Source organism: uncultured Tenacibaculum sp. (genome assembly GCF_947502995.1).
GTDB lineage: Bacteria > Bacteroidota > Bacteroidia > Flavobacteriales > Flavobacteriaceae > Polaribacter.
The window spans coordinates 53,291-78,960 of the sequence record NZ_CANNBW010000023.1 but is presented as its reverse complement, the minus strand read 5'-3'; the positions used below and the strand labels follow the sequence as shown (position 1 = coordinate 78,960).

General features: G+C 28.7%; 22 protein-coding genes. 16 read left to right on the top strand and 6 right to left on the bottom strand.

The features are described 5' to 3' along the window. Nucleotides 1-170: 170 nt before the first annotated feature. Both Q1A46_RS17490 and Q1A46_RS17485 read right to left on the bottom strand, forming a co-directional pair. Nucleotides 171-890: a hypothetical protein gene (locus tag Q1A46_RS17490; RefSeq protein ID WP_299681931.1), complete on the bottom strand. Its 720-nt coding sequence runs from the start codon at nucleotides 888-890 to the stop codon at nucleotides 171-173. A 28-nt stretch (nucleotides 891-918) separates the two neighbouring features. Then, nucleotides 919-1,389 carry an outer membrane beta-barrel protein gene (locus tag Q1A46_RS17485; protein ID WP_299681928.1) on the bottom strand — a complete coding sequence of 157 codons (471 nt, stop codon included), beginning with the start codon at nucleotides 1,387-1,389 and terminating at the stop codon, nucleotides 919-921. A gap of 227 nt (nucleotides 1,390-1,616) precedes the next feature. On the opposite strand from Q1A46_RS17485, the gene Q1A46_RS17480 reads away from it, so the two are divergent. Continuing rightward, nucleotides 1,617-2,342, top strand: a complete 726-nt coding sequence (locus tag Q1A46_RS17480) for a hypothetical protein (RefSeq protein WP_299681925.1) — start codon at nucleotides 1,617-1,619, stop codon at nucleotides 2,340-2,342. Here the strand turns inward: Q1A46_RS17480 and Q1A46_RS17475 are convergent. The 4 genes from Q1A46_RS17475 to Q1A46_RS17460 form a co-directional block, all read right to left on the bottom strand. After that, a complete protein-coding gene (locus Q1A46_RS17475; RefSeq protein ID WP_299681920.1) occupies nucleotides 2,322-5,123 on the bottom strand; it encodes a CHAT domain-containing tetratricopeptide repeat protein in 2,802 nt (933 codons plus the stop codon). The genes Q1A46_RS17480 and Q1A46_RS17475 overlap by 21 nt on opposite strands. 55 nt (nucleotides 5,124-5,178) lie before the next feature. Then, nucleotides 5,179-5,829 carry a hypothetical protein gene (locus Q1A46_RS17470; protein WP_299681917.1) on the bottom strand — a complete coding sequence of 217 codons (651 nt, stop codon included), beginning with the start codon at nucleotides 5,827-5,829 and terminating at the stop codon, nucleotides 5,179-5,181. A 73-nt stretch (nucleotides 5,830-5,902) separates the two neighbouring features. Further along, nucleotides 5,903-6,286, bottom strand: a complete 384-nt coding sequence (locus tag Q1A46_RS17465) for a RidA family protein (protein ID WP_299681914.1) — start codon at nucleotides 6,284-6,286, stop codon at nucleotides 5,903-5,905. Between the two features lie 23 nt (nucleotides 6,287-6,309). Next, nucleotides 6,310-9,054, bottom strand: coding sequence for a putative LPS assembly protein LptD (locus Q1A46_RS17460; RefSeq protein WP_299681910.1), 2,745 nt, complete (start codon nucleotides 9,052-9,054; stop codon nucleotides 6,310-6,312). A gap of 19 nt (nucleotides 9,055-9,073) precedes the next feature. Between Q1A46_RS17460 and Q1A46_RS17455 the strand changes: the two genes are divergently transcribed. From Q1A46_RS17455 to Q1A46_RS17385, 15 genes are all read left to right on the top strand, one after another. Continuing rightward, nucleotides 9,074-10,453 (top strand): N-acetylmuramoyl-L-alanine amidase, encoded by a 1,380-nt coding sequence (locus tag Q1A46_RS17455; RefSeq protein WP_299681907.1) that lies wholly within the window; start codon nucleotides 9,074-9,076, stop codon nucleotides 10,451-10,453. A gap of 66 nt (nucleotides 10,454-10,519) precedes the next feature. Further along, nucleotides 10,520-11,488, top strand: a complete 969-nt coding sequence (locus Q1A46_RS17450) for an MlaD family protein (RefSeq protein ID WP_299681903.1) — start codon at nucleotides 10,520-10,522, stop codon at nucleotides 11,486-11,488. A gap of 3 nt (nucleotides 11,489-11,491) precedes the next feature. Further along, a complete protein-coding gene (locus tag Q1A46_RS17445) occupies nucleotides 11,492-12,091 on the top strand; it encodes a carboxymuconolactone decarboxylase family protein (protein ID WP_299681900.1) in 600 nt (199 codons plus the stop codon). Between the two features lie 15 nt (nucleotides 12,092-12,106). Further along, on the top strand, nucleotides 12,107-13,423 hold the full coding sequence (locus Q1A46_RS17440; RefSeq protein WP_299681897.1) for a 4Fe-4S dicluster domain-containing protein: 1,317 nt from the start codon (nucleotides 12,107-12,109) through the stop codon (nucleotides 13,421-13,423). A 63-nt stretch (nucleotides 13,424-13,486) separates the two neighbouring features. Then, a complete protein-coding gene (locus tag Q1A46_RS17435; RefSeq protein WP_299681894.1) occupies nucleotides 13,487-14,266 on the top strand; it encodes a (Fe-S)-binding protein in 780 nt (259 codons plus the stop codon). A 20-nt stretch (nucleotides 14,267-14,286) separates the two neighbouring features. Further along, nucleotides 14,287-14,892 carry a hypothetical protein gene (locus Q1A46_RS17430; RefSeq protein WP_299681891.1) on the top strand — a complete coding sequence of 202 codons (606 nt, stop codon included), beginning with the start codon at nucleotides 14,287-14,289 and terminating at the stop codon, nucleotides 14,890-14,892. Nucleotides 14,893-14,902: 10 nt separating this feature from the next. Beyond that, on the top strand, nucleotides 14,903-15,415 hold the full coding sequence (locus tag Q1A46_RS17425) for a PH domain-containing protein (RefSeq protein ID WP_299681888.1): 513 nt from the start codon (nucleotides 14,903-14,905) through the stop codon (nucleotides 15,413-15,415). Then, nucleotides 15,408-16,904 carry a PH domain-containing protein gene (locus Q1A46_RS17420; protein WP_299681886.1) on the top strand — a complete coding sequence of 499 codons (1,497 nt, stop codon included), beginning with the start codon at nucleotides 15,408-15,410 and terminating at the stop codon, nucleotides 16,902-16,904. Before Q1A46_RS17425 ends, Q1A46_RS17420 begins: the two co-directional genes overlap by 8 nt. Further along, on the top strand, nucleotides 16,895-17,833 hold the full coding sequence (menA, locus tag Q1A46_RS17415; RefSeq protein ID WP_299681884.1) for a 1,4-dihydroxy-2-naphthoate octaprenyltransferase: 939 nt from the start codon (nucleotides 16,895-16,897) through the stop codon (nucleotides 17,831-17,833). Before Q1A46_RS17420 ends, menA begins: the two co-directional genes overlap by 10 nt. A gap of 41 nt (nucleotides 17,834-17,874) precedes the next feature. Then, nucleotides 17,875-18,552 (top strand): metal-dependent hydrolase, encoded by a 678-nt coding sequence (locus Q1A46_RS17410; protein WP_299681882.1) that lies wholly within the window; start codon nucleotides 17,875-17,877, stop codon nucleotides 18,550-18,552. A 1-nt stretch (nucleotide 18,553) separates the two neighbouring features. Next, entirely contained in the window at nucleotides 18,554-19,072 is a 519-nt protein-coding gene (locus tag Q1A46_RS17405) for an SRPBCC family protein (protein WP_299681880.1), read from the top strand. A 4-nt stretch (nucleotides 19,073-19,076) separates the two neighbouring features. After that, nucleotides 19,077-20,117: an o-succinylbenzoate synthase gene (locus tag Q1A46_RS17400; protein WP_299681878.1), complete on the top strand. Its 1,041-nt coding sequence runs from the start codon at nucleotides 19,077-19,079 to the stop codon at nucleotides 20,115-20,117. A gap of 6 nt (nucleotides 20,118-20,123) precedes the next feature. After that, nucleotides 20,124-21,104, top strand: coding sequence for a CPBP family intramembrane glutamic endopeptidase (locus tag Q1A46_RS17395; RefSeq protein WP_299681877.1), 981 nt, complete (start codon nucleotides 20,124-20,126; stop codon nucleotides 21,102-21,104). Further along, nucleotides 21,094-22,119, top strand: coding sequence for an AMP-binding protein (locus tag Q1A46_RS17390; RefSeq protein WP_299681874.1), 1,026 nt, complete (start codon nucleotides 21,094-21,096; stop codon nucleotides 22,117-22,119). The genes Q1A46_RS17395 and Q1A46_RS17390 overlap by 11 nt, the downstream gene beginning before the upstream one ends. Before the next feature lie 146 nt (nucleotides 22,120-22,265). Continuing rightward, nucleotides 22,266-25,664, top strand: coding sequence for a VIT domain-containing protein (locus tag Q1A46_RS17385; RefSeq protein WP_299681872.1), 3,399 nt, complete (start codon nucleotides 22,266-22,268; stop codon nucleotides 25,662-25,664). The last annotated feature ends 6 nt before the right edge of the window (nucleotides 25,665-25,670 follow it).

The following is a 25,670-nucleotide window of genomic DNA, read 5'->3' as shown; positions in this document are numbered from 1 at the left end:
CAAAAAACCAGAGAAGCTAGCTTCTCTGGTTTAAATAATACTTTTTAAAACTGTCAACCTATTTTAGGACGACTCAAGGAATTACATTATAAAAAAGAGGGAATAAGACTCATTTGTATATTAAATGAGCCTTTTTTAATTAAATAATTAATATGAAAATAAATGGGCTTTTACCATGTAAATGTTTCTCCTGTTTCGTAATTGATTAAAGTACCATTACCAGTAGCAGTCCAAGTACATTTAACACTAAGACTGTTGTTTTCGTAAATTTCAAGGTTACCAGAATTATCAGGATTAGCAGTTAAAATGAACTGACTTCCATCACTGCTTTTAACATCTAATGTTGCAGTGTTATTTATAAAAGTCCATTTTAAAGAAAGTACACTTCCGCCAGTAGAACTATCATACATGTTTAATTCAGCTCTACTTTCGTCTTTTAAACTATATCCGTCCATTACTTTACCTGAATAACTTGGACTCTGAATTTCATAAGCAAATGTGAAGCGATCTACTAATTCTGTAACAGTATAATTAATTGTAGAAGTGCCATCAGACCAAGTGTAAGTTTGTGTATTTCCAGTGGCGCTATTTCTTCCTGCTAAATTTAATCTTTGAGATGTAGCATTTTCAGGAACATTAAAGAAAGCAGAAAATATAAGTCCATAGCTTTTTACAACATTAAAATATGTAGCTGTAGTTTGTGCATTAGAGTCTGAGTTATTACTTAATGCTGTAGGAATTTCTATTTCTGAAACTTTGGTTTGAAAACTATCCATTACTTCAGATAACTCTTTGTCTTCAAATTCCTCTATAATTTTTTCATCGCTATCACTACAAGCAGATAAAACGATTAGCCCTAAAATTACGATTAGATTTCTTAAATTTTTCATGTTTTTATATTTTAAAATGTTTCTGTTTTTAGAAGTTATATAATAGTCCAACACTGAATACAGCTTGGTCAAAGGCACTCAAAATGTATTTAGTTTCAAATACACCTGTTAAAGAAGAAGATAAATCGTAGTTTAATCCACCACCAACATTAAACCCGATTTCAGTTACAGAAGCACTAATACCTAAAACAGTAGCACTAGATCGAGTTAAGTTTAAACCAGCTAAAGGATAAAACGAAAGTCCATCTTTATCAGATAAAATATAGTGAGCATCTGCATTGATACCAATAACAGAAGAACTTGCTCCCTGAACACTTTCTCCAAAGAAATAATTGAAAGAAGGTGAAGCACGAAATTTATCTGAAATTCTAAATGAAGCTTTAGCTCCGATTCCAATTTCTGAATTTGTTCCATAAGCAGCTTGAAGTCCAACTTTTGTTTGTGAAAACATTGCTGTTGAAACGATCATAAATAAAATAGTAAATGTTAAATTTTTCATCTTGTTATTTGTTGTTTTACACTACTTAGTGAATGAAAATTTTAGAGGTAAACATTTTTGGGAAATTTTTTTGAAAAAAGATGAATTAGAAAAGAAATTAGACGAATCTGTTTACTTTTTCTCTTTTAAAACATTAAATATTTAGAATAATGATTTGATATAGAGTAAGTCAAGTTTCTAGATGAAAGAATTTATGTTTTATCTAGAGTCTTTTAAATTTAGTATAAATGAATAAGTCCTCCCTGATTGATAAATATTTTCAAAATATGTTATCAACAAAAGAAGAAACAATTTTTAATGAATTATTAATAACAGATAATGAATTTGCCAGAGAATTTAAATTTCAAAAAGATGTTAAAGTATCTTTAGAAATTTTAGAAAGAAGAAGTTTAAAAAAATACTTACAAGAAATTGAGAATACACATTTTTATAAAGAAAAAACAAACTTTTTTTATCTAAAACTTATAGCTTCTATAACATTACTATTCGCTATAGTTAATTCCTCTGAACTTTTTAATTTCAATAAAACAGACCATAAAAGATTATATGCTTCATATTTTACAACTTTTGATAATGTGATTTATGTTATGAATAGAGGAGAAGATGAAGATAATTTAAAAAAAGAAGCTTTTTTAGCTTATGAAAACAAAGAGTTTAATGTTGCGGTTTTTATGTTATCAAATGCTTATGAAGAAACTCAAGAATCGGATTTATTACTTTATTTAGGAATCTCTTTATTGGCTTCAGATCAATATGAAAAAGGCCAATCAATTCTCTTGAAATACTTGCAATTAAATTCTAAATACAAAGTACAAGCCCAATGGTATATTGCATTATCTTACTTAGCATTGAATAAAACAGTTGAATCAAAAAAATATTTACAACAAATTGCAATAGGATCTCATAAGTTTAAGAAACAAGAAGTAGAATTATTACTTAAAAAAATGAAATAACTTTTTTCTTGCTAAAACTAGAAGTAGTAATGGTAAAACTATATATAGAATCCAATAGAAATTATAAGAATTGGAAATTGGTTCTGTATTACCATTAATAACAAAACCAGCCCAAAAGAAAGGATGTTTTAATTCTTTAATACTCTTTTCTAAATAATCTTTTTTAGCGAATTGTAAGGCTTGTTTTTTATTTTTACCATCATTTAATTTATTGTAAAAAGAACTCATAATCTCAGCAGAAGATTTATCATTCACTTTCCATAAGCTTTTTACTAGAGATTTTGCTCCTGCATATGTGAAAGCTCTGGCTAAGCTGATACTACCTTCTCCATTTTCTAATTTTCCTATTCCTGTTTGACAAGCACTTAAAGCAACTAAATCAGCATTAAGTTTTGTGTTGTAAATATCTTTAATGTACCATAAATTACTTTCATTTTTGGTAGGAGTGAAAGCTAAATAAGAAAAATCAGGGTATTCATCATTAGCGGAAGCATGAGTAGCAAAATGTAAAACCTGATAGTAAGCTAGATCTTTTTCAATATTCTTTAATGTAGCTTTTTTACCAATAACAGTATCTGTTTTAAAGTAATTAGCAATATTTTGGACTTCTTTTTTGTTGAAAATTAAAGGACTAAAATCTGCTCTTTCATTTGTGTTTTTTGTATTGTAAAACTCAGGAGCAACTGCTAGAATCTTTTTCTTTTGTATATCATCATATTTTATTTGATTCATTTGATCTAATAAAGTGAAAGAATTTCCATAACTAATAGCGAACGATTTTATTGCGTATTTAGTCTTAGATGAAGAAATAGATAATGCTTCAAAAGGTATATAATGTAAAAAACCATCAGGTAAAACAGTAATGTTTTTTTTGTTTTTTAATACTTCAGGGATTAGTGTGTTAAAAAGTTGATAAGCTTTTTGGTTATCGTATTCACTTTTAAAATTAGAAACTGTTTGGTAGAAATCTATCAGTTTTTCTTTAAAACTATTTGTGCTCTCAAATCGAAGTAATTCGATGTTGTTTTCTGTAATTACTAATTGGTAAATATGATTTTTGCCATAAAGAAAAGAGAGGCTTCCATCATTTTTAGATATTTTTTGTTTTACATTTTCTAAAGAAATAACGTCATAATTATATTTTAAATTGTGGTATTTGGGTTGTGTAATTTTAATAGAATCAAGAAATGAATTGTATATTTCCCTTGCTGTGATTAATTCTTTTTGTTTTTCAGAAGAAGCCTCAGAAGTGTAAATATCAGTTTCTATTTTCGAAATATCATCTAATAACTGCTGTTCTTTATCTATCAACTGTTGCGGAATGTTATTAAATTTTACAGCTTTGGTAAGATTTAAAACTTCTAATAATTGAGTAGATTTACTCTTTTCCAATATATAAAAAGCTTTACGTAGAAGAGAATTATCTTTTGTTTCGTTGAATAATAAAAAGCATTCATTTAGAGCGGTTTCAAAAATTGGATAAACATTATTAATTAAAAATTGTTTGTCATTTTTGTTTTCTAAAGTAGGTTTTATTGCATCTAAAACATCTATAGTAAGTGAGCTTGTTTGTAAAGCTTGTTTTAAATACTTTATATCATTATTTAAAGTATATAGTTTGGTTAGTATTTTAGATTTTAAATGTAATGCATCAATGGTTTTATCGTTAGTTAGTAATTTGCTAACTGTAACTTTTTCTGATTTTTTAGAGAGTAATGATAAATTCTCTATAGCTGTGTTAACATGAATTAAAGCTTTTTCAAAATACTTAGAATCATAAAGAGCTTGTGCAATTTTTTTCTCAATTAAAGCAATATCAATATGCCTTTCATGATTACGATAAGTTTTAAATAAAACTAAAGATCTTTCATAATAACTAATGGCCTTAGAGTAATCTCCTTTTTTTGCATAAACATCTCCGTATAATTCTAGTAAAATCTTATAAAAAGGATCGTTTTCTCTGTATATCTTTTCTGAATTTGATAGAAGTTGAAGTGCTTTTTCTGTATTGTTCGATAAAGTATAACAGTTAATTAATGCTTGATATGATGTTATGAGTGAATTCTTATAATTTCTTTGTTTGTAAAAAGCAACGGTTTCCTCTAATAATTCAACTCCTTTTTCATATTGTTTTTGCGAGTTGTAAATTTTAGCCATGTAACCTTTAAAAAGCATTCTATTTGATTCAATATCATCAAAATAATCGGAATACTTATCTTGAATTAAAACAGCTTTATCGTGAAAATTAATTGCTGAATTATATTTTCCTTCACTCGTATAAATACTGGTTAGAAAAGAATAAATACTATTTAAGTTTGTAATGTTTTCTTTAGAATCGGTTTTAGATTTTAAAGTATTGTACAGCTTTAAAAAAAGAGGTTTCGCTCGTTTGTAATCTTCTAGTTTAAAATAATAATTTCCTTTATTTAATTGAAAAAGTGGTAATAATTCATCGTAGTCTGCTGTATTTATAGAATCTTTCTTTTTTTCTAACAGCGTTTCTAAACTATTCAAATTATTTTTCAATACAGGTAAGTTATAATGATAATCACTTACATAAATAATATAAGATAAAATACTGGCTTTATTATAATACCATTTTTGTTCTTCACTTAGTGCTAAAGCTTTATTAAAATAATAATACGCACTATCTTGATTGGTATACATATGCTGATAAGCTTGATTGGTATACTTCTCGAATTTAATGGTGTTTATAGAATCGTTTTGTGCTTCAGAAAAAAAATAGAGTAGGAGGAATAAAAAAAGTAGTTTAGCTCTCATAATCCAATTTGGTATGTAGCTAAACTACTAATTATTTAAAGAATAAAGTAATTTATTAATCTATGATAGCATTAATTTCATAAGAAATCATTCTTTCATGTACTGGAGAAAATTTAGTAATGCTTAATACAACATTACCGGAAAAATCTTTTTTATTTAGCTGAACAGCCGGTAATCCTTCAAAATTTTCAGCAGGGAATAGCTCTTTGTTATCACTGATAATTTCTCCTTCTTCAGTTTTAATTTGAACAGAAAACTCTTTAATATCTTTATTTAATAAGATAAAGTTGTATCTATTTAATGGTAATCTGCAGCTTGTTATTTTTTTAGGGCAAGGTAAAGGTGGTGGAGGTAAACTCGGTACTCTCGGACGAATTCTGAAAAACTTTAAAGCTTTTTCGTTGGCTTCAATACTTTTTTGAAGTGCTTCTAATTCTTCAATTAATTCTTCTTCACCTTCCTCAATTTTTAATAATAATTCTTCTTTTGTAATGTTTTGTCTAGCTATTGTATTTTCTAAATAAAAAATGTACAAATCTTCTTCATAGTAGGTGTTGTCTTTATTTGGTTCTTCTTCACCTCTTTTAAAGATAGTTTTTTCGCTAGTTGTTAGATTTTCTTCTTGTAAAGTTTCTAAATCAGCATTGTTAGAGCATGAAATAATTAAAACAGGTACAATTAGTAATCTTAATAGTGATGTTTTCATTTTATGTTAAATTATATGTTCCTATTCGTTAGTGTAACACAAACTTAAAAAGTTAACATCGGGGGAGAAAAAATTATGATTTAATTGCAATCATACTAATTTCTACATTAACAAATTTAGGAAGATTAGCGACTTCAACTGTTTCTCTAGCTGGTGCTGTGTCTTCATTAAAGTAAGAAGCGTATACTTCGTTTATTGCTGAAAAATTATTCATATCAGAAATAAAAATTGAAGTTTTAACTACATCTTCAAATGTCATTCCTGCTTCAGTTAAAACAGCTTTCATGTTTTCTAAAACTTGTTTAGTTTCTGTTTTAATATCGTCTAAAACTAATTCTCCAGTTTCTGGATTAATTGCTATTTGTCCTGAAGTATATAAAGTGTTTCCAGTTAAAACTGCTTGATTATATGGTCCTATCGGAGCAGGAGCATTTTTAGTGTTAATTATTTTTTTCATTAGAATAAAGTTGATTTATGTTATTAGAACAATCTTCTATCTGGTGGTTGACGCTTATCCCATTTTAAATCACTTAACATCGATGATTTAACTCCAATAAAAAAGTTATACGAAGTAAAGTTTCCAAATGGAACCCAGTTAAAGTTGAAACGCCAACTGTCTAAATCTCTAGAGAAATTCAAAGTAGTGTAAGAGAAAGCACCGTTTAAAATATCGTAAGAAGATCTAAAGTTTACTTTCCATTTTGGTGTTAAGTCGATACTTCCATTAAATCCTACTGTATGATTTTGAATTCCAGCTCTGTTAAATCCATTATTGGAATAGTTTGCAGAATAAACAAAACTTAAATTCCAAGGAATTTTAGAGCGATAAAGATCAGCTGTTTTTTCTTTTACTTCTCCAGGTCTAGAAGGTTGCTGAGTTGCAAATCCATTTATAGCCTGGTTATCATTAATACCGAATACATCTGGTGGATTATTCGGGTTGTTATTTTTATTCTTGTCGTCTTTCTTATTCTTGTCAAAATCGCTACTAGAAAAACTATAGTTTGCTGTTAATGTAGCATTGCTTAATCGGAATAATGATGCGTTAAATTTATCAATTTTAACACCTTCGGAAGTAACCTGATACGGATCTAAACTACCTGCTAAATTTACAGACATTTTATTTTTGAAAAGCTGAGTTCCTGCAGAGAAATTTACATTGCTCCATCGCAAACTATCTGCAGCCATATTATAACTTGTATTGAAGTTTAAGTTGTTTAAAATGGTGATTTTTTTATCTTCTTCAGAATCATCATCTTCTCCAGGTTTTACTTTCGCTTCAATAACATTGTTTAAAGCAAAACTTAATAAGTTCGATACACCGCTACTTGGAGCTCCAAAAATCCCAATATTATCATCAAAAGGAGTATATGTTCTAATTCCAGAAGCATCTCTTACACGTTCTTGGAATTGAGCTGCGAAATTTGGTGAATAACTCCAAGATACACTCGGACGAATCGTATGACGAATGGCTTTAATTTTTCCTTTAAATTTAAAGTCACCATAAACATTAGTGGTTAAACCAACTCCAAAATTATATCTATTAAAACGTTTAAAACCGTTAATTGTATCATTTACAGCTCTACCAACTTCAGGATCAAATCTTTTTTTAATAGTTGCAAAGTTCCAAACGTCTGTATAATTAAAGTTAGGTGATAATGTAAAATATTTAAAAGCTTTAATATTCGTATTTGCTCTTACTTCGTGTTGAACACCAGCTCTTGCATCTTCAAACATTTTTGATGTAAAGAAATTATCTTCTTCTGTACTTATGCTATAACGACCTTGTAACGTGTAGTTAACTCCTATTTTTTGTAAAGCATTTTTCTTAACTCCATTTGCAGCAAACGGATAAATACGATCCATGTTTACTTGTAAACTAGGTAAAGTAAGGTTTACAATATTGTTATTTGAATTTTGACTATGAGTTAATGTTACATTCATATTGAATGGAGTTCCAACAAATTTTTTGTAGTAACTTATAGAGGAGTCAAATGAGTTTCTTAAGTTTTGATTTTGATCAATTTGATTTAACGATTGCCTAAAAAATTGACTACTACTACTAACATTTACTCGAGCTCTTAAATTAGAATTCGGACTCGATTTTGGATCTTGCTGATGATTCCAAGTAATATTAAAGTTAGTAGCTTTAGAAAAATCGCTAAAACCTCTAATACTATTTGTTAAGTTTTGAAAACGAATGCTTAATCCTCCAGAGAATTTGTATCGTAAATTATAGTTAGAACTAGCATTCATAGCCCAACTTCCATTGGAATAAATATCACTAGTAAGTTCTAAATCGAAATAATCGTTAATTGCAAAATAATATCCACCATTTTGTAAAAAGAAACCTTGTTGATTGTTTTCTCCCCAAGATGGAATAATAAAACCTGAAGATCTTTTATCAGTTAAAGGGAAATAAGCAAAAGGTAAATATAAAGGTGTAGGCACATCAGCAATTACTAAATTACTACCACCAACAATAATTTTTTTACCAGGAACTAATTTTGCTTTATTTGTAGCAATATGATAATCTGGTCTATCTTTTTTAGAAGTAGTAAAACGTAATTTACTCATATAAATGGTAGAATCATTTACCTTTTTAGTTTTTTCACCATAGGTTATAATTTCACCTTGTACGGTCTTTACACCATATACTAATGCTTTCTTTGTTTTGAAGTTAAACAAAATAGAATCTTGCTCAGATTCTTGACCGCCTTGTTTAAAAACTGGTCGTTGGGCATAACCTGTACTGTCTTTAATCCCAGTAGCATAAACAGTGTTGTTTTTATAATTGATAATAATTTTTCCAGCTTTTAAGTCAATGTCGCCATAAACTAAGTGTGCATTATTATAAAGAGTTACAGTTTTGTTTTTTGCATTTTGAATGGTGTAGTCCTCCGCATCATGTGTAATGATATAATCAATAACCTCTTTAGGTTTAATTATTGAATCCTTTTTAATTGAGTCTGATTTAATTTGCGGAACCGTATCTTTTTTGATAAGATTAGACCTCTTAACTAGTGCTTTAGCAGAGTCTTTTTTAATTACAGGTTGGGCTGGTATATTATCTTTTCCTATTTCTTGAGCAAAACTAATTTTAAAACAAAAAAATGATAAAATTAAAAGTATGTACAATGAATTTGCTTTCAATTCGATAAATGCTATTTTTGTGTTTAATAAAAAGTATGGCTCAATATTTGAATGCCAAACAACAGGAGCCAAAAATAGTTAAATTTTATTGATGCAATTCTTAAAATTCACCAAATATCATATTAATATAAACATAATATTTTTTTTACTGCTTTTCGCAAGTAATGTAACTACTTCATATTCACAAAAGAAATATACAGTAGTACTAGATGCAGGTCATGGAGGAAAGGACCCAGGAAACTTGGGTAACGGGTATAAAGAATCTAAAATAGCTTTAAAAGTTGTCTTACTAGTAGGGAAAGCTTTAGAAAAAAAGAATAAAGATATTAAGGTTATATATACAAGAAACAAAGATGTTTTTGTTGAGTTACATAACAGAGCAAAGATTGCAAATGATAGTAAAGCAGATTTATTTGTTTCTATACATTGTGATTCTTACAGAAGTGCAAAAGCATTTGGTGCTGGAACTTTTGTTTTAGGGTTAAGTGGAAATAGGCAAAATTTAGAGATAGCAAAAAGAGAAAATGCTGTAATTAAATTAGAGGATAACTATAAGCAAAACTATGACTATAATCCTGATTCTCCTGAAGCAGTCATAAATTTATCAATTCAACAAGAAGAAAACTTAGATGAAAGTTTGGCTTTTGCTCAGTTAGTTCAAAATAATTTTACAAACGCAAAACGTTTTGATAGAAGTGTAAAACAAAATAACTTTTTAGTACTTAGAGAAACAGTTATGCCAAGTGTTTTAATTGAATTAGGTTTTTTAACAAACAAAGCAGAAGGTCGTTTTTTAAATTCTCAAGTAGGTCAAGCAAAAATGGCAAAATCTATATCAAATGCTATAGAAAAATATATACACCAAGTCAAACTTAATAGTGTAGGGGAAGAAACACAAGAAGTTACTCAGAAAGTAAAAACACAAAAGAAAAAAACTACAGGAAAAATTACGAATACAGTAGAAAGAGAAAAAACATATACTAAAGGAGCTAAAAAGACAATTAAAGATAATCCTACGAAAAAAAAGAAATTACCTGTTGTAGTAGCTGCAAATTCTAAGAAGAAAACTGTAAGTGTGAAAGTAACACAAGATAAACCTAAGAAAACAGTCGTTAAAAAGGAAAACAAAATAACTGAAAAATCTCCAGAAAAATCTCCAGAAAAATCTAAAACATTAGACAAACAAGAATCAGTTAAAGAAGTTGTGCCTCCTGTAATTGAATTTAAAGTTCAAATAGCAGCTTCAAGAGAATATTTAACTGATGACAACTTTAATTTTAGAGGTCTTGAAGATGTAGAGGTTTTAGTTATTGATGAATACTACAAATATTACTTCGGAAGTACAAAGAGTTTCAAGCAAGTAAAGAAAAATCATGCTACAGCAAGAAAGGCTGGTCATAAAGATTGTTTTATTGTTGCTTTTGAAAATGGAAACAAGATTTCTGTGAAAGAAGCATTAAGAAAACAGTAATTTAGAAAAAATCTATTCTATTCTACCAAAAATAATTAGTAATTTCGTCGGTAGTAATTTTTGCTTATGTCAAAAGAACTTAAAACAGGTATAATCTCTTTATTAATTATTGCTCTAGGTATTTGGGGATATAATTTTTTAAAGAGACAAGATATTTTTCAAGGTAGCGCTCGCCATTTCTTCGTAGAATACGATAATATTAATGGTTTAAGCGAAGCAAGTATTGTAACTATTAATGGATTACAGGTAGGAAAAGTAGATCAAATTACATTCAATCCAGATCCAGAAAAAAAAGGAACTTTATTAGTAAGGTTTTCTCTTCAAAATAGTTTCGAATTCTCTAGAAATAGTATTGCTAAAATTTATCCAGCTGGACTAATGGGAGGACAGAATTTAGCAATTATTCCAGATTATAAAGGAGATAAAGCTATGTCTGGTGATTATTTAATAGGGGAAATTAAATCTGATTTGTTTTCAGCTGTTGGAGAGAAATTCAACCCAATTCAATCTAAATTAGAAAATGTTTTAGTGCATGTTGATTCTCTAGTTATGGGAATTAATCAAACATTAAATAAAGAAGCAAGACAAAGTTTAAATAGAAGTATCATAGGTTTTGAAGGCACTGTTTATAATCTTAATAAAACAATGCGTTCTGTAAATAAACTTCTTGAAGATAATAAAGTTAAAGTTGACGTAACTCTTGATAATACTAAGAAAATTACAGAGGATGTGTCAAAGATTACTGAAGATTTAGCCAATGCTGAACTTGGTAATACAGTAAAAAAACTTGAAAGTACCATTGATAATGTGAACGGACTACTTGTCGGAATGAAAAATGGTAAAGGAACATTAGGTAAATTAGTGTCAGATGAAAAGCTGTATAATAATTTAACTAATGCAACAAAAGAAATGGAAGAGTTGCTAAGGGAAATGAAATTAAACCCTAAACGTTTTGTTCACTTTTCGTTATTTGGAAAAAAGCCAAAGCCATATAATGAAGAGAATAACAATAAAAACGTAAGTAACGATAAATGATGTATGAGTTGGATCGAAATTATTCCTTTTGATAAAGCTAAAGGAAAATTAAAGCGTTTGTACGAACGTGTTACTGGCCCTAATAATAATGTAGATAATATTATGCTTGTTCATAGTTTAAGACCTAACACAATGGAAGGTCATATGGCTATTTATAAGAAAGTTTTACATCACAGTGAAAACACATTGCCAAAATGGTATTTAGAAACTTTAGGTGTTTATGTGAGTATGCTAAACCAATGTGATTATTGTGTAGATCATCATTTTGCTGGGCTTAAACGATTATTATCAGATGATGAAAAAGCCAATCGAATTAAACAAGGTTTAGTATCTAGAACTTTTGAAAGTTTAACAACAACTTACATAGAAGGTTTAAAATATGCTGAAAAGTTAACTTTAAATCCTTCTGAATTAGATAAGAAAGACATAAATATACTTAAAGAAAATAAAATTTCTGATGGAGAAATTTTAGAAATAAATCAAGTAGTAAGCTATTTTAATTACGCAAACAGAACTGTTTTAGGATTAGGAGTAACTACTGAAGGAGATATTTTAGGTTTATCACCTAATAGTTCTCAAGAAGACAATTGGAAACATCAATAACTAACAAATAAGGAAATGGAGAAATACGTACCAAACATTTTTTTTGCATTTATTTTAATCGCAGGTATAGGGTATTTTGTGATGAATGTTCGAAAGTTAATTCGTAACATTAAATTAGGAAAGGATATAGATCGAACGGATAGGAAACCTGAACGTTGGAAAAACATGGCTAAAATAGCCTTAGGACAATATAAAATGGTTCGCAGACCATTATCAGGGATTCTTCACATTGTAGTTTATTTAGGTTTTATACTTATTAATATTGAAGTTCTCGAAATCGTTATCGATGGTTTATTTGGAACACATCGTGTATTTCAACCTTTATTAGGTAATGGAATTTATGGATTCTTAATCGGAACTTTCGAAATCTTATCTGTACTAGTATTAGTCGCAGTAATTGTTTTCTGGTTCAGAAGAAATATAGAAAGAATTAAACGTTTTTGGAGTGCAGAAATGGAAGGTTGGCCAAAGAATGATGGTAACATTATTTTATATTTTGAAATCGTATTAATGTCATTATTCTTAATAATGAATGCTACAGATACTCCTTTTCAAGAAGCTGGAGCAGGTAATATAATTTCTCAATTTATAGCTCCATGGTTTCATGATTTTTCTCACGAAACTTTACATACTATTGAGAAAACTGCCTGGTGGTTACACATCGTAGGTATTTTAATTTTCTTAAACTACTTGTATTATTCTAAGCATTTACACATCTTGTTAGCTTTTCCAAATACATTTTTTGCAAATTTAAAACCAAAAGGAGAGTTTACTAATTTAGAATCTGTAACTAACGAAGTTAAAATGATGATGGATCCTAGCGCAGATCCTTACGCAATGCCAGAAGATGGTGCAGAGGAAGAGGTTCCAGAGAAGTTCGGTGCATCTGATGTTGCTGATTTAAATTGGGTTCAATTAATGAACGCATATACATGTACAGAATGTGGTCGTTGTACATCATCTTGTCCAGCAAATTTAACTGGTAAAAAATTATCACCTCGTAAGATTATGATGGATACTCGTGATCGTTTAGAGGAAGTAGGAAAAAATATTGATGCTAATAATGGTGAGTTTAAACCAGATGGAAAACAGTTATTAGATGATTATATCACAAGAGAAGAACTTTGGGCTTGTACAAGTTGTAATGCATGTGTACAAGAATGTCCAGTAAATATCGATCCTTTATCAATTATCATGGATATGAGAAGATATTTGGTAATGGAAGAATCTGCTGCTCCACAAGAGTTAAATATGATGATGACAAACATCGAAAACAACGGAGCGCCATGGCAGTATAGTCAAATGGATAGATTAAACTGGAAAGATGAATAGACAAAGGTTTGTTTATCGAGATTATTAAAATTACACATCAACTTTATTAAACAATAAAATATTATGAACGTACCAACAATGGCAGATATGATGGCTCAAGGAAAACAACCAGAAGTGTTGTTTTGGGTTGGAGCAGCTGGAAGTTATGATGATAGAGCTAAAAAAATCACAAAATCTTTTGTGAAGATTTTACAGCAAGCTAATGTTGATTTTGCAGTATTAGGTACTGAAGAAAGTTCTACTGGTGATGCAGCAAAAAGAGCAGGAAATGAGTTTTTATTTCAAATGCAAGCAATGACAAATATTGAAATTTTAAATGCTTACGAAGTAAAAACAATAGTAACTTGTGACCCTCATTCTTTCAATACATTAAAAAATGAGTATCCTAGTTTAGGAGGAAAATACGAAGTATACCACCATACACAATACATTAATAAACTAGTAGCAGACGGTAGATTATCTATTGAAAGTGAAAACTTAAAAAACAAAAGATTAACATACCACGATCCTTGCTATTTAGGTCGTGCAAATGATGTGTATGAAACTCCACGTGATTTAATTCGCCAGTTAGGTGTAAAATCTACAGAAATGAAACGTCACAAGTCAACAGCTTTATGTTGTGGAGCAGGAGGGGCGCAAATGTTCAAAGAGCCAGAAAAAGGTGACATGGACATTAATATTCTTCGTACAAAAGATGCTTTAGAAACTAATCCTGAAATTATAGCAACAGGTTGTCCATATTGTAATACAATGATGACAGATGGGGTAAAGTTTCATTTGAAAGAAGATCAAATTGTTGTAAAAGATATCGCTGAGCTTATTGCAGAAGCGAATAATCTATAAAGACTATCAAAAAAAATGTTATGAAAAAGAAAATTTTAGTATTAGGAGTTGCACTCCTTACATTTATTGTTAATGCTCAAGAAGCTACTTTAGACAAAATAGCGAAAGAAACTTGTGAGTATTTAAATGAGGTTGATTTTAAATCTTTGTCAAGTAAAGATTTAGAAATTAAACTTGGAATACAAATTATAAAATTATATTCTAAGTATGAAAAAGAATTAAAATCTGAAGGTTTAGAATTCGAATTAAATGAAGATCAAAAAGGAATAGAAAAATATGCTGAAAAAGTAGCTTTTAGCATGATAAAATTCTGTCCAGAGGTATTGGCTGCTTTTGCAAATAATGAAGAAGATGTAACGGATACTGTTAGTCTACTTTATTTTGAAGGTGAAATTAAGAAAGTTTCTGGTGAAGAATTATATGTCATAGAAATTAAAGATACCTTAGGGAAAACTCAGAAGTTCTTATGGTTAAATAATTTTGAAGGTTCAGACGAACTTTTAGAGTTAGAAAAAAAAGCAAAAGGGAAAAAAGTGAAAGTATTTTATGAAGACATAGAGTATTTTTCACCAAAATTACAAGAATACATTGTTAGAAAGAAAGTATCTAAAGTAGAGTTTCTATAAAACTTAAAGTATGGAAGATCAATTTCAAAATAATGAAGTCAATAACTTTCCAGATATTTCAAGTGTTACTTTTACAAGAATCGAGAAATCATATTTTAAAGTAGCATTACTAAGTGTTTTTTCGTATTTCTTAGTAATAGTTCCAGTTCTAATCTTGTTTTTAGAGAAAGTAATACGAAAAAAAGAACCAGATTTTCCGTTCTATTTATACATACTAATTTTGCTAATTATTGTTGTTTATATGTTGAATCTAATTTTAGGTTTCCCAAAACGACAATATGTAGTAAGAGACAAAGATCTTACTTATAAAAGTGGTTTTTTAACTAGAAAAATGGTTACAGTTCCTTTTTCAAGAATTCAACATGTAGAGATAGATGAAGGAATGTTTTCTCGTTTATTTAAGTTAGCTACACTGAGTGTTTATACTGCAGGTGATAGTAGTGATGATCTTGAAATAAAAGGTTTAACAAAAGAAAAAGCAATTCAAATCAAAGAGTTTATTAGTAGTAAGATTAATGAGTAATGAAATAAACTTTTCGGAATTCAGCAGACAATCTCTTAAAGGAGTTTTAATAATCTCAGGAAAATTTCTTTTTCAATTACTAAAAGGAACTTGGGTTGTTTTTCTTGTTTTTATTTCTAAAGCTTCATCTATAGATCTCAATTACCTTATTGCATTCGTTATTGTTTTATTGTTTTTTGTTGTAATAAGATCTTATTTAGTTTACAGGAATTTTAAATTTAAAATCGATGGAGATTATTTTGTTTTAAAAAACGGAATAATTTCTAAAAAGAATACAGCTATTGCTTTTGATAGAATTCAGAATGTAAATTTTTCTCAAAACTTAATTCATCAGTTAATTAATGTTTATCAAGTTGATTTAGAAACAGCAGGATCAGATAAAACTGAAATTTCAATTAAAGCGTTATCATTGTCTGATGCGAAAGCATTACGACAAAAGATTACTTCAGGAAGAAGTATAGGAAACGAAGAAATTGTTGTAGAAGAAACAGAGAAAGAAAAACCATTATTAACTATAGATGTTAAAAGTTTATTGAAAGTTAGCATCTCTGAAAATCATTTTCAAAGTTTATTATTACTCATTGCTTTTTTGTTTGGTTTTTATCAACAAGTCGAAGATGTTTTCAAGAACTTTATTGGTGAAGAAATTTTAAAAAACTATTTAAGTAAAGGAAAAGATATTTTATTAGGTAGTTTCTTATTATTAATTATAGTCTTAATTCTTTTATCTATAGTTGCTGTAATTACTTCTTTTATTCGTGTGTTTTTACGTCATTTTAACTTGAGTTTTTCTATAAAAAATGAAGCTTTTGAAATTAAACAAGGATTGGTTAATAAAAAAGCGATCATTCTAAAAAGAGATAAAGTTCAACACATAAAAATTACAACAAACCCATTAAAAAGAATGATGGGTATTTCTTATGTGGTTTTTAAACAGGCTATTAGTGGTAAAGTAAAAAAAACAGATAAGCAAATTAAGATTGTTGGCTGTAAAGAGGAGCATTTAGACAAAATAAAAACTACTCTTTTTTCATCTTTCGATTTTAATGATGTTCTTAAAGAGAAACCACATTGGTATTTTACATATCGAATTATACTAAGAAACTTTCTTTTTTTAGCGTTTTTTAATACGTTTCATTACTTTATTTTCGACGGTATAAATCAAATATATTTGAATCTTTTACTAATCCCAATTTTAGGATTAATGATATTTAAAAGAGTAAAAAAGACATTTTTAAAGATAGCAGACGAATTAATTTTAGTAGGTGGAGGAATGATAGAAACTAGCGAAACATATTTAGAATTATTTAAGGTTCAAAATGTGAAAATGAAACAAACAATTTTTCAACGAAGAAGAAAAATAACCGATATAATTTTACAAACTGCTTCTGGAAAAATAAAGATTCCAAGCATTACTATGGAAAGAGCAAATGAATTGTATAATCATATTTTATATAAAGTAGAAACGAGTACAAAAGAATGGATGTAAAAAGTTATATAAAAGCAGCAAGATTACGAACATTACCACTTTCAATCTCAGGAATAATAGTTGGAGCATCGTTGGGAAATTATGACTCGGTCAAAAATCTAGCTTTTAAATGTTGTTTTGGGTGTCCAAAATCATATACAACATTAATTTTCTGGCTAGCCATATTAACCACAATAGGTTTTCAAGTATTATCCAATTTTGCAAACGATTATGGAGATGGAATAAAAGGAACTGATAAAAATAGAGAAGGAGAAGCACGTATGGTTGCATCTGGAGCAATAACACCGCAACAAATGAAAAGAGCAATGATAGTAACTACTATCCTTACTCTAATTGTGGCAATTACTTTAATTTATGTGGCATTTGGCAAAGACAACTTTATATATTCTTTATTGTTTTTCGGTTTAGGAATTACGTCAATTGTAGCAGCTATTAAATATACAGTAGGTAAATCTGCGTATGGTTACAGCGGGTTTGGTGATATATTCGTTTTCATTTTCTTTGGTTTATTAGCAGTTGTAGGAACCTATTTTTTATATACCAAAGAAATCAATTTTACTATTTTTCTCCCAGCATTTTCAGTTGGGTTATTAAGCACAGCTGTACTTAATTTAAATAATATGAGAGATCGTATTAATGATGAAAAATCAGGAAAAAATACTATTGTAGTAAAAATAGGAGCTGAGTTCGCTAAATATTATCATTACTACCTTATAGTTTCATCGTTTTTATTCTCTTTCTTATATGTAGGAATTCACTATAGAACTCCTTGGCAATTCTTGTTTTTGGTAGCTTACATCCCTTTAGCTAAGCATTTGCTATTTGTGTATAGGAATGAAAATGAACCTTTATTAGATGGAGAGTTAAAGAAAGTAGCATTAAGTACTTTTTTGTTTGCGATTCTTTTTGGTCTAGGTAACGTTTTGTAATTTTACTTACGCTACAAAAACAAACAACAATTCAAAAAAACATGAAGATTACATTTTACGGTCATGCTTGTTTCGGAATAGAAATTAACGGGACTAACATTATAGTTGACCCGTTTATTACCGGAAATCCTTTAGCAAAAGACATCGATATAAATTCAATTAAAGCAGATTATATTTTAGTAACACATGCGCATCAAGATCATGTTTTAGATGTAGAGGTTTTAGCAGAGAGAACTGGAGCTACTATTGTTTCTAATTACGAAATTGTAATGTATTATGGAGCAAAAGAGTTAAAAGGACATCCAGTAAATCATGGAGGAACTTTTAAAACAGAGCATTTTTCAGCTAAATATGTAAATGCTATTCATACATCTTCATTTGCAGATGGTTCTTATGGTGGTCAGCCAGGTGGTTTTGTAATTACTGCAGGAGATAAATCGTTATATATTGCTGGTGATACAGCGGTAACAATGGACATGAAATTAATTCCGATGACGACTAAATTAACAGCTTCAATTTTTCCAATCGGAGATAATTTTACAATGGGAATTACAGATGCGATTATCGCAAGTGATTTAGTTGAGTGTGATTCAGTAATTGGATGTCATTTTAATACTTTTCCTCCAATTGAAATTGACGTAGATAATGCTAAACAACAGTTTTTAAATGCGGGTAAAGAATTAAATATTATAGAAATCGGAGCTTCAATAAAAATCTAATATGAAAAGAATTAAAATAATTTTAGGAGTAATTGTAGCTTTAACCATTGTGTTTTTTGCAACAGGACTTTTCTTTAAAGAAACAACTTACACAACTCAGATCACAGTAAATAAACCAATAGATGAAGTTTTTTCATTGTTTAATAATACGTCTAAAATAAAAAACTGGATTCCAGATGTACAATCAATAGAAGCTATTAATGAAAAACCTGAAAAAACAGGAAGTACTTATAAAATGGTTGTAAAAAATAATAATGGTGAAGAAATTGCTTTAGAAGAAAAAGTAATTGCTTTTGTACCTAATGAGAAAGTAACCTTACGATTTAAATCGCCAACAATGTTAAAAACGGATGATTATGTTTTTAGCTTTTCTGATGGAAATACTACAATTCAGAATAATTCAAGATGTATCGGTGGTTCTTATATTTTAAGTTGTCTGTTTCCTTATTTTAAAGGAAAATTACAAAGTATCGATCAAGAATACTTAAATAATTTTAAAGCTTTTATAGAAAAAAATTAAGAGATTGATTCAAGCTAAATTTCAAAAATATACTTTAGAGTTTAAACGTCCGAGTGGTACTTCAAGAGGTGTTTTAAGAGTAAAAGAAACGTATTTACTTCTTTTAGGTGAAGGTGATAAACAAGGAATTGGAGAATGTGGAGTGTTTAAAGGTTTAAGTGCTGATGATAGACCAGATTATGAAGAGAAGTTAATTTGGACTTGTAATAATATCAATTTAGGTTTAGAGAAATTATTACAAGAACTTATCGAATTTCCTTCTATTCAAATTGGTATTGAACAAGCTTTTTTATCACTAAATTCTCAAGATAAGTTTGAATTATTTCCTTCTGATTTCACACAAAAGAAAGATCCAATTTCAATTAATGGATTAATTTGGATGGGTGATGCCGGTTTTATGAAATCTCAAATTCAAGATAAATTAAATGAAGGCTTTTCTTGTATAAAAATGAAAATTGGTGCAATTAATTTTGAAGAAGAATTAGCATTATTAAAAAGTATTAGAAAAGAATTTTCTTCAAAAGAAATTGAATTGCGTGTAGATGCAAATGGAGCTTTTGAACCAAATGAAGCATTAGGGAAATTAAAGCGTTTGTCTGAGTTAGAATTACATTCTATAGAACAACCGATAAAACAAGGCCAATATGAAGAAATGGCAAAACTGTGTGAGAAAACTCCTTTGCCAATTGCCTTAGATGAAGAATTGATTGGTGTTTTTTCTACTGAAGAAAAGAAAAAGCTTATTCAAAATATTAATCCGCAATACATTATTTTAAAACCTACTTTAGTTGGTGGATTTAAAGGAAGTCAAGAATGGATTGATATTGCAGAAGATAATAATATCGACTGGTGGATTACTTCTGCATTAGAAAGTAATATTGGTTTAAATGCCATTGCACAGTGGACATATACTTTAAAAAATAAAATGCCTCAAGGGTTAGGAACTGGAAGCTTATTTACAAATAATTTCGATAGTCCATTAGAGGTGAAAAATGGGAAATTACAATACAATACAACTTTGGATTGGAATTTTAATTTAAAATAAAATACAATGAATTACATTCAGCAAGCATTTAAAGGAAGAAACGAATGGTATTTATACCTAATTAGTATTTTCTTAGTTTTATTCGGTTGGCAAATTATAGGTGGAATTCCATTATTAATTTCAGCTGCAATTTTCTCCGATGATATGGGAGATTTTGCTAAAGCTGCTGAAAATAATTTTTTAGGAATAGGTATCGATAGTAATTTATACCTCTTCCTAATGATCTTAATGTTTATTTTTGGTTTACTTGCATTAATTGTTTGTATAAAATATATACACAAAAGAAAGTTTACAACCTTAGTTACTTCAAGAAAAAAGATAGATTGGAAACGCTTTTGGTTCGCATTTGTAATTTGGGCAGTTATAGCAATTGTTATTACCGCTGTAGGAATTTTAATCTCTCCAGAAAATTATACGTGGAATTTTAAACCTATTCCTTTCTTTACATTAGTATTAGTCTCTTTTCTGTTCTTACCTTTTCAAACTAGTTTTGAAGAGTTACTGTTTAGAGGATATTTATTACAAGGATTTGGAGTTCTTTTTAAAAATAGATGGGTACCACTTATCATAACATCTGTGGTTTTTGGATTATTACATGGAGCTAATCCAGAAGTTGAAAAACTAGGATACATTAGTATGGTTTTTTATATCGGAACAGGTTTGTTTTTTGGAATGTTAACACTTTTAGATGAAGGAACAGAGCTTGCTCTAGGATTTCATGCAGCGAATAATATTATAGCTGCAGTATTTGTAACAGCAAATTGGACTGTTTTTCAAACGGAAGCCTTATATGTAGATCATTCAGAACCTTCTGTAGGTATAGAAATGTTTTTACCAGTATTTGTAATATATCCTGCTATAATTTTCTTTTTATCGAAGAAATATGGTTGGACAAATATGAAAGATAAATTATTCGGAAATATTACTGTTCCTGTTGCACAAGAAAACATTGTTGACATAAAAGGTGTAGAAGAAAATGCATCTTAATTTTAAATTGAATGGAATTTCTTTTCAGTCTGAAGAGGAATTAATAGCATTTTCAAAAACAATTTCAAAGAGTATATATTCTTTCTTTATTGACTGGTTCAATCAGGAAGATTATTTAGTTGTAACAACTTCTGGTTCTACAGGAAAACCTAAACCAATTTCTTTGAAGAAAGAGTTTATGAAAAACTCTGCAATAGCTACTGGAAACTTTTTCAATGTAAAAGAAGGTACAAAAGCATTATTATGTCTTTCTGCAGATTATATTGCTGGCAAAATGATGTTGGTTAGAGCATTAACATTAGGTTGGTCGCTTGATGTTGTAAGTGTAGATTCTCATCCACTTTCAAAGACAAAAGAAGAATATGATTTTTCAGCAATGGTTCCAATGCAATTGCAAAATTCTTTACAGGATTTACATCGTGTAAAAAAATTAATTGTTGGTGGAGGAGTAGTTTCTAATGCATTAATAAATAATATTCAGGATAATCAAACTCAGATTTTTGCAACTTATGGAATGACAGAAACCATTACACATATTGCTGTAAAAAAATTGAATGATTTTAATGAAAAACCAGTTTTTTACCAAAGTTTGCCCAATGTTGAAATTGGTATAGATCATCGAAGTTGTTTAGTTATTAAAGCGCCAAAAGTATCAGATGAATTGGTGGTGACAAATGATGTGGTTCAGTTAGTTTCAGATAATCAATTTGAATGGTTGGGGAGGTTTGATAATATTATTAATTCTGGAGGAGTAAAGCTAAATCCAGAAAAAATAGAAGAAAAATTATCACAAATAATTCATGGTAGATTTTTTGTAATTGGTCTTCCAGATGAAATTTTAGGAGAAAAGTTAATTCTTATCGTAGAAGGAGAAAAATATGATCTTTCACTATCTAGTGTAAAAGGTTTATCTAAATATGAAATTCCTAAGGAAGTACATTTTTTATCCAATTTTATAGAAACAGAAACTCAAAAAATTCAGCGTAAAAAAACACTCGAAAAACTCAAATTATAATTCAAATTAGCTTTTTTGAGTACTTAAAAGCGAAAATTACCGCTAACTTTCTAAAAATACATTTTCACTAACCAAAAATAGGTTGTAACTCATTCATCACTTTTTTATAGTGTAAATTCTCATACATTTATCGAAAATCAAATTGTATGAAATTAAAATTTACCCTTTTTATACTTGTACTTACTTTAGTGAGTAAGATTCATGCTCAGGAAGTTCCTGTGATAAAAATAGACGAAAAAGAAATCTCGGTAAAGAAATTGAAAATCGAAACTTCAATTATTGGTGATATAGCGTTTACTACTTATGATATGTCTTTTTTTAACCCGAATGATAGAGTTTTAGAAGGAGAGTTATTATTTCCTTTAGGAGAAAATCAATCTGTAATTCGATATGCTTTAGATATTAATGGGAGTTTAAGAGAAGCAGTTATTGTAGAAAAAGAAAAAGCAAGAGTTGCTTTTGAAAGTACGATACGACAAAAAATAGACCCAGCCTTATTAGAGAAAACAAAAGGAAATAACTACAAAAGTAGAATTTATCCAATTCCGGCTAAAGGTTACAAAAGAATAGTAATAGGCGTTCAGCAACAATTGATTTTAAACAATAAGAATTATTACTATGAACTTCCTTTTCAGTTTAAAAATAAAATGGAGGAATATGCTTTAGATATCAGGGTTTTAAATCAAAAAGGAAAACCTAAAGTTAAAAAAGGATTACTATCGAGTTTTAAATATAATACTGAAAAAGACGAGTTTCAAAGTAAATACCAAGGAAGAAGTATTAAAGTGAAAGAACCAGTATTGGTTAAAATTCCTTTGAATACTTCAAAAGAAAAAGTAATTGCAACAAATGAATACTTTTATTGCGCTAAGGTTTTAGAAAATATATCAACAAATAATAAGTTAGAAAACAACATTACTATTTTTTGGGATACATCTTTATCTCAAGAAAGTAAAAAACTAGATACTGAATTAGAATTACTAGAAACGTATTTTCAAAAAGTAAAAAATGCATCAGTAAAATTAGTCAAGTTTAATCTGAAGAAACATACCGAAGTAACATATTCAGTTTCGAATGGAGTATGGAAATCATTAAAGGAAGAATTAAAAACAACAGCTTTTGATGGAGGAACATCTTTTGATTTTTTAGAGTCATACCGAGACAGTAATAGTTTACATATCTTTTTTACCAACGGATTAAATACGTTAGATGAAAGTCAAATAAATTTTAAGAAAAAGACATATGTAGTGAATAGCTTACGAAGTGCAAATCATAATGTATTAAAGTATGCAGCTGTAAAATCAGGTGGAGATTATATCAACTTAAAGAATGAATCTATAACAAAAGCATTTCAAAAGTTTCAACAGAATAAATTACAATTTTTAGGAACTGATTTAAATGAAAATATAGAGACTTATCCAGAGATAGGTAGTAGAATAGGAATAAATTTTACTTTATTAGGAAAAGGATTTAGAACAAAAGATATTATAAATGTCTATTTAGGAAAAGGAAAAGATACTTTAAAAACATTACGTTTTAAGCTAAAGAAAAGCAAGAAAAAAAATAATTACATCTCTAAAATTTGGGCACAAAAAAAACTTGATTATTTAAGTGTGCAAAAAGAAGAAAATAGAAGAGCTATAGTAAAACTAAGTAAAGAGTATCAAATTATAAGTCCATTTACCTCTCTGTTAGTTTTAGACAGAATAGAGGATTATGTAACTCATGAAATTACACCACCCAATGAATTACTAGAAGAATACAATAGATTATTAAACATAAAAGTAAATGATAAAAAAGAAAGAATTGCGCGTTTACAAAATGATTTATTTGATGATTATGATGAGATTTTAGAATGGTATAGTAAAGACTATAAAGAAATACCAAGAAATGATGTAGCTCCAAAATTTGTAGCACAAACAGATATGACTGTGAATGCTACGGTAGAAAGAGTTGAAACAAACAACACTTCAAACGAAGAGAATTCTCAAACAAATCAAGCTAATGTAAGAACAGGAGAAGGTGAGACATTTTTAGTAAAAGGAACAGTAAGTGATGAAACTGGTCCAATGCCAGGAGTTCAAATTCTTATAAAAGGAACTACAATCGGAACAGAAACAGATTTTGATGGGAATTTTTCTATTTCAGTTCAAACAGGAGATGTGTTAGTATATAGTTTTGTAGGAATGAAAACAGAAGAAAGAGTAATAGAAAATAGTACTGTTCATAATATAATATTAGAAGAAAATAACTTATTAGAAGAAGTAGTGGTTATTGCATATGGAATAGAAAGACAAAACACGTATTCTGCAAGTGTTTCTGCTGTTTTGAAAGGAGAAGTCTCAGGAATAAATGTACAAGAAAATGAAAATTCAAATATATCAATCAGAGGTGCAAGTTCAATTTCATCTAGTACAAAACCATTGTATGTTGTTAATGGGGAATTAGTAGATGGAAATCCGAAATTAAGTCCAAATGAAATCGCTTCGATGTATGTGATTAAAGATGAAGACGGACAAAAAATTTATGGAAGTAAAGCGGCTAATGGAGTGATTGTGATTACAACACATGAGGCTAAAAGTAAAGACGAAAAAAATATAGAAGCTTTTGAAGCTATGGTAGAAGGTAAAATAGAATTGAAAGGTTGGAATCCTGATACACCGTATTTAAAAGAGCTTAAAAAAATCCAGAATAATGATGAAGCTTTCAGTAAGTATTTGGAATTGAGAGTGAAATATAGTAATGCTCCATCTTTCTATATAGATATAGCAGACTTCTTCAAAGAAAGAAATCAAGAAGAAAAAGCGATTCAAGTTTTGTCTAATGTAGCAGAAATAGAATTAGATAATTATGAGTTGCTACGATCATTAGCTTATAAATTTGAAGAGTATAAAATGTATAGTTCAGCTATTCATATGTATAAACAGATTGTAGAGTTAAGACCAGAAGATATTCAATCGTATCGTGATTTAGCTTTAGTTTATGAAGATATAGGAGAATATCAAAAAGCTATAGATCTATTATATCAAATTGTAAATGGCGAGTTTGTTGATAGAGATGAAGATAGAAGATATGAAGGGATTGAAACTGTAGCATTATTTGAATTGAATAAAATTAGAAGAAAGTATAAAGAGAAACTTAAAACCAATCATTTCGATAAAAGACTCGTAAAAGATGTAGCCTTAGATTTAGTTGTTACTATAGATTGGAATCATAATGATACGGATATCGATTTATGGGTTACAGATCCAAATGGTGAAGAATGTTCGTATAAACATAGTCAAACTAAAATAGGAGGTTACATAACTAACGATATGACAGAAGGTTTCGGTCCTGAAGCTTTTATGCTTAAAAAAGCGATAAAAGGAAAGTATGCTTTTGAAGTTGATTATTATTCAAGTTCTGAACAAAAAATATCAGGTCCAACTACTTTAAAAGTAACAATATATAAGAACTACGGAAAAGTAAATGAGATAAAAGAAGTGAAAGTTATTCGTTTAAGTAATAAAGATGATGAAATTGAAATTGGAAACATAATTTTCTAATTTTAG

Excerpts from the sequence above, each read along its gene's own strand:
- Q1A46_RS17410 (WP_299681882.1), top strand. The coding sequence starts at position 17,875 with ATGAAGATTACATTTTACGGTCATGCTTGTTTCGGAATAGAAATTAAC.
- Q1A46_RS17420 (WP_299681886.1), top strand. The coding sequence starts at position 15,408 with ATGAGTAATGAAATAAACTTTTCGGAATTCAGCAGACAATCTCTTAAA.
- Q1A46_RS17385 (WP_299681872.1), top strand. The coding sequence starts at position 22,266 with ATGAAATTAAAATTTACCCTTTTTATACTTGTACTTACTTTAGTGAGT.
- Q1A46_RS17435 (WP_299681894.1), top strand. The coding sequence starts at position 13,487 with ATGAACGTACCAACAATGGCAGATATGATGGCTCAAGGAAAACAACCA.
- Q1A46_RS17480 (WP_299681925.1), top strand. The coding sequence starts at position 1,617 with ATGAATAAGTCCTCCCTGATTGATAAATATTTTCAAAATATGTTATCA.
- Q1A46_RS17455 (WP_299681907.1), top strand. The coding sequence starts at position 9,074 with ATGCAATTCTTAAAATTCACCAAATATCATATTAATATAAACATAATA.
- Q1A46_RS17395 (WP_299681877.1), top strand. The coding sequence starts at position 20,124 with ATGAATTACATTCAGCAAGCATTTAAAGGAAGAAACGAATGGTATTTA.
- Q1A46_RS17450 (WP_299681903.1), top strand. The coding sequence starts at position 10,520 with ATGTCAAAAGAACTTAAAACAGGTATAATCTCTTTATTAATTATTGCT.
- menA (WP_299681884.1), top strand. The coding sequence starts at position 16,895 with ATGGATGTAAAAAGTTATATAAAAGCAGCAAGATTACGAACATTACCA.
- Q1A46_RS17425 (WP_299681888.1), top strand. The coding sequence starts at position 14,903 with ATGGAAGATCAATTTCAAAATAATGAAGTCAATAACTTTCCAGATATT.
- Q1A46_RS17430 (WP_299681891.1), top strand. The coding sequence starts at position 14,287 with ATGAAAAAGAAAATTTTAGTATTAGGAGTTGCACTCCTTACATTTATT.
- Q1A46_RS17475 (WP_299681920.1), bottom strand. The coding sequence starts at position 5,123 with ATGAGAGCTAAACTACTTTTTTTATTCCTCCTACTCTATTTTTTTTCT.
- Q1A46_RS17485 (WP_299681928.1), bottom strand. The coding sequence starts at position 1,389 with ATGAAAAATTTAACATTTACTATTTTATTTATGATCGTTTCAACAGCA.
- Q1A46_RS17465 (WP_299681914.1), bottom strand. The coding sequence starts at position 6,286 with ATGAAAAAAATAATTAACACTAAAAATGCTCCTGCTCCGATAGGACCA.
- Q1A46_RS17405 (WP_299681880.1), top strand. The coding sequence starts at position 18,554 with ATGAAAAGAATTAAAATAATTTTAGGAGTAATTGTAGCTTTAACCATT.
- Q1A46_RS17440 (WP_299681897.1), top strand. The coding sequence starts at position 12,107 with ATGGAGAAATACGTACCAAACATTTTTTTTGCATTTATTTTAATCGCA.
- Q1A46_RS17470 (WP_299681917.1), bottom strand. The coding sequence starts at position 5,829 with ATGAAAACATCACTATTAAGATTACTAATTGTACCTGTTTTAATTATT.
- Q1A46_RS17490 (WP_299681931.1), bottom strand. The coding sequence starts at position 890 with ATGAAAAATTTAAGAAATCTAATCGTAATTTTAGGGCTAATCGTTTTA.
- Q1A46_RS17390 (WP_299681874.1), top strand. The coding sequence starts at position 21,094 with ATGCATCTTAATTTTAAATTGAATGGAATTTCTTTTCAGTCTGAAGAG.
- Q1A46_RS17445 (WP_299681900.1), top strand. The coding sequence starts at position 11,492 with ATGAGTTGGATCGAAATTATTCCTTTTGATAAAGCTAAAGGAAAATTA.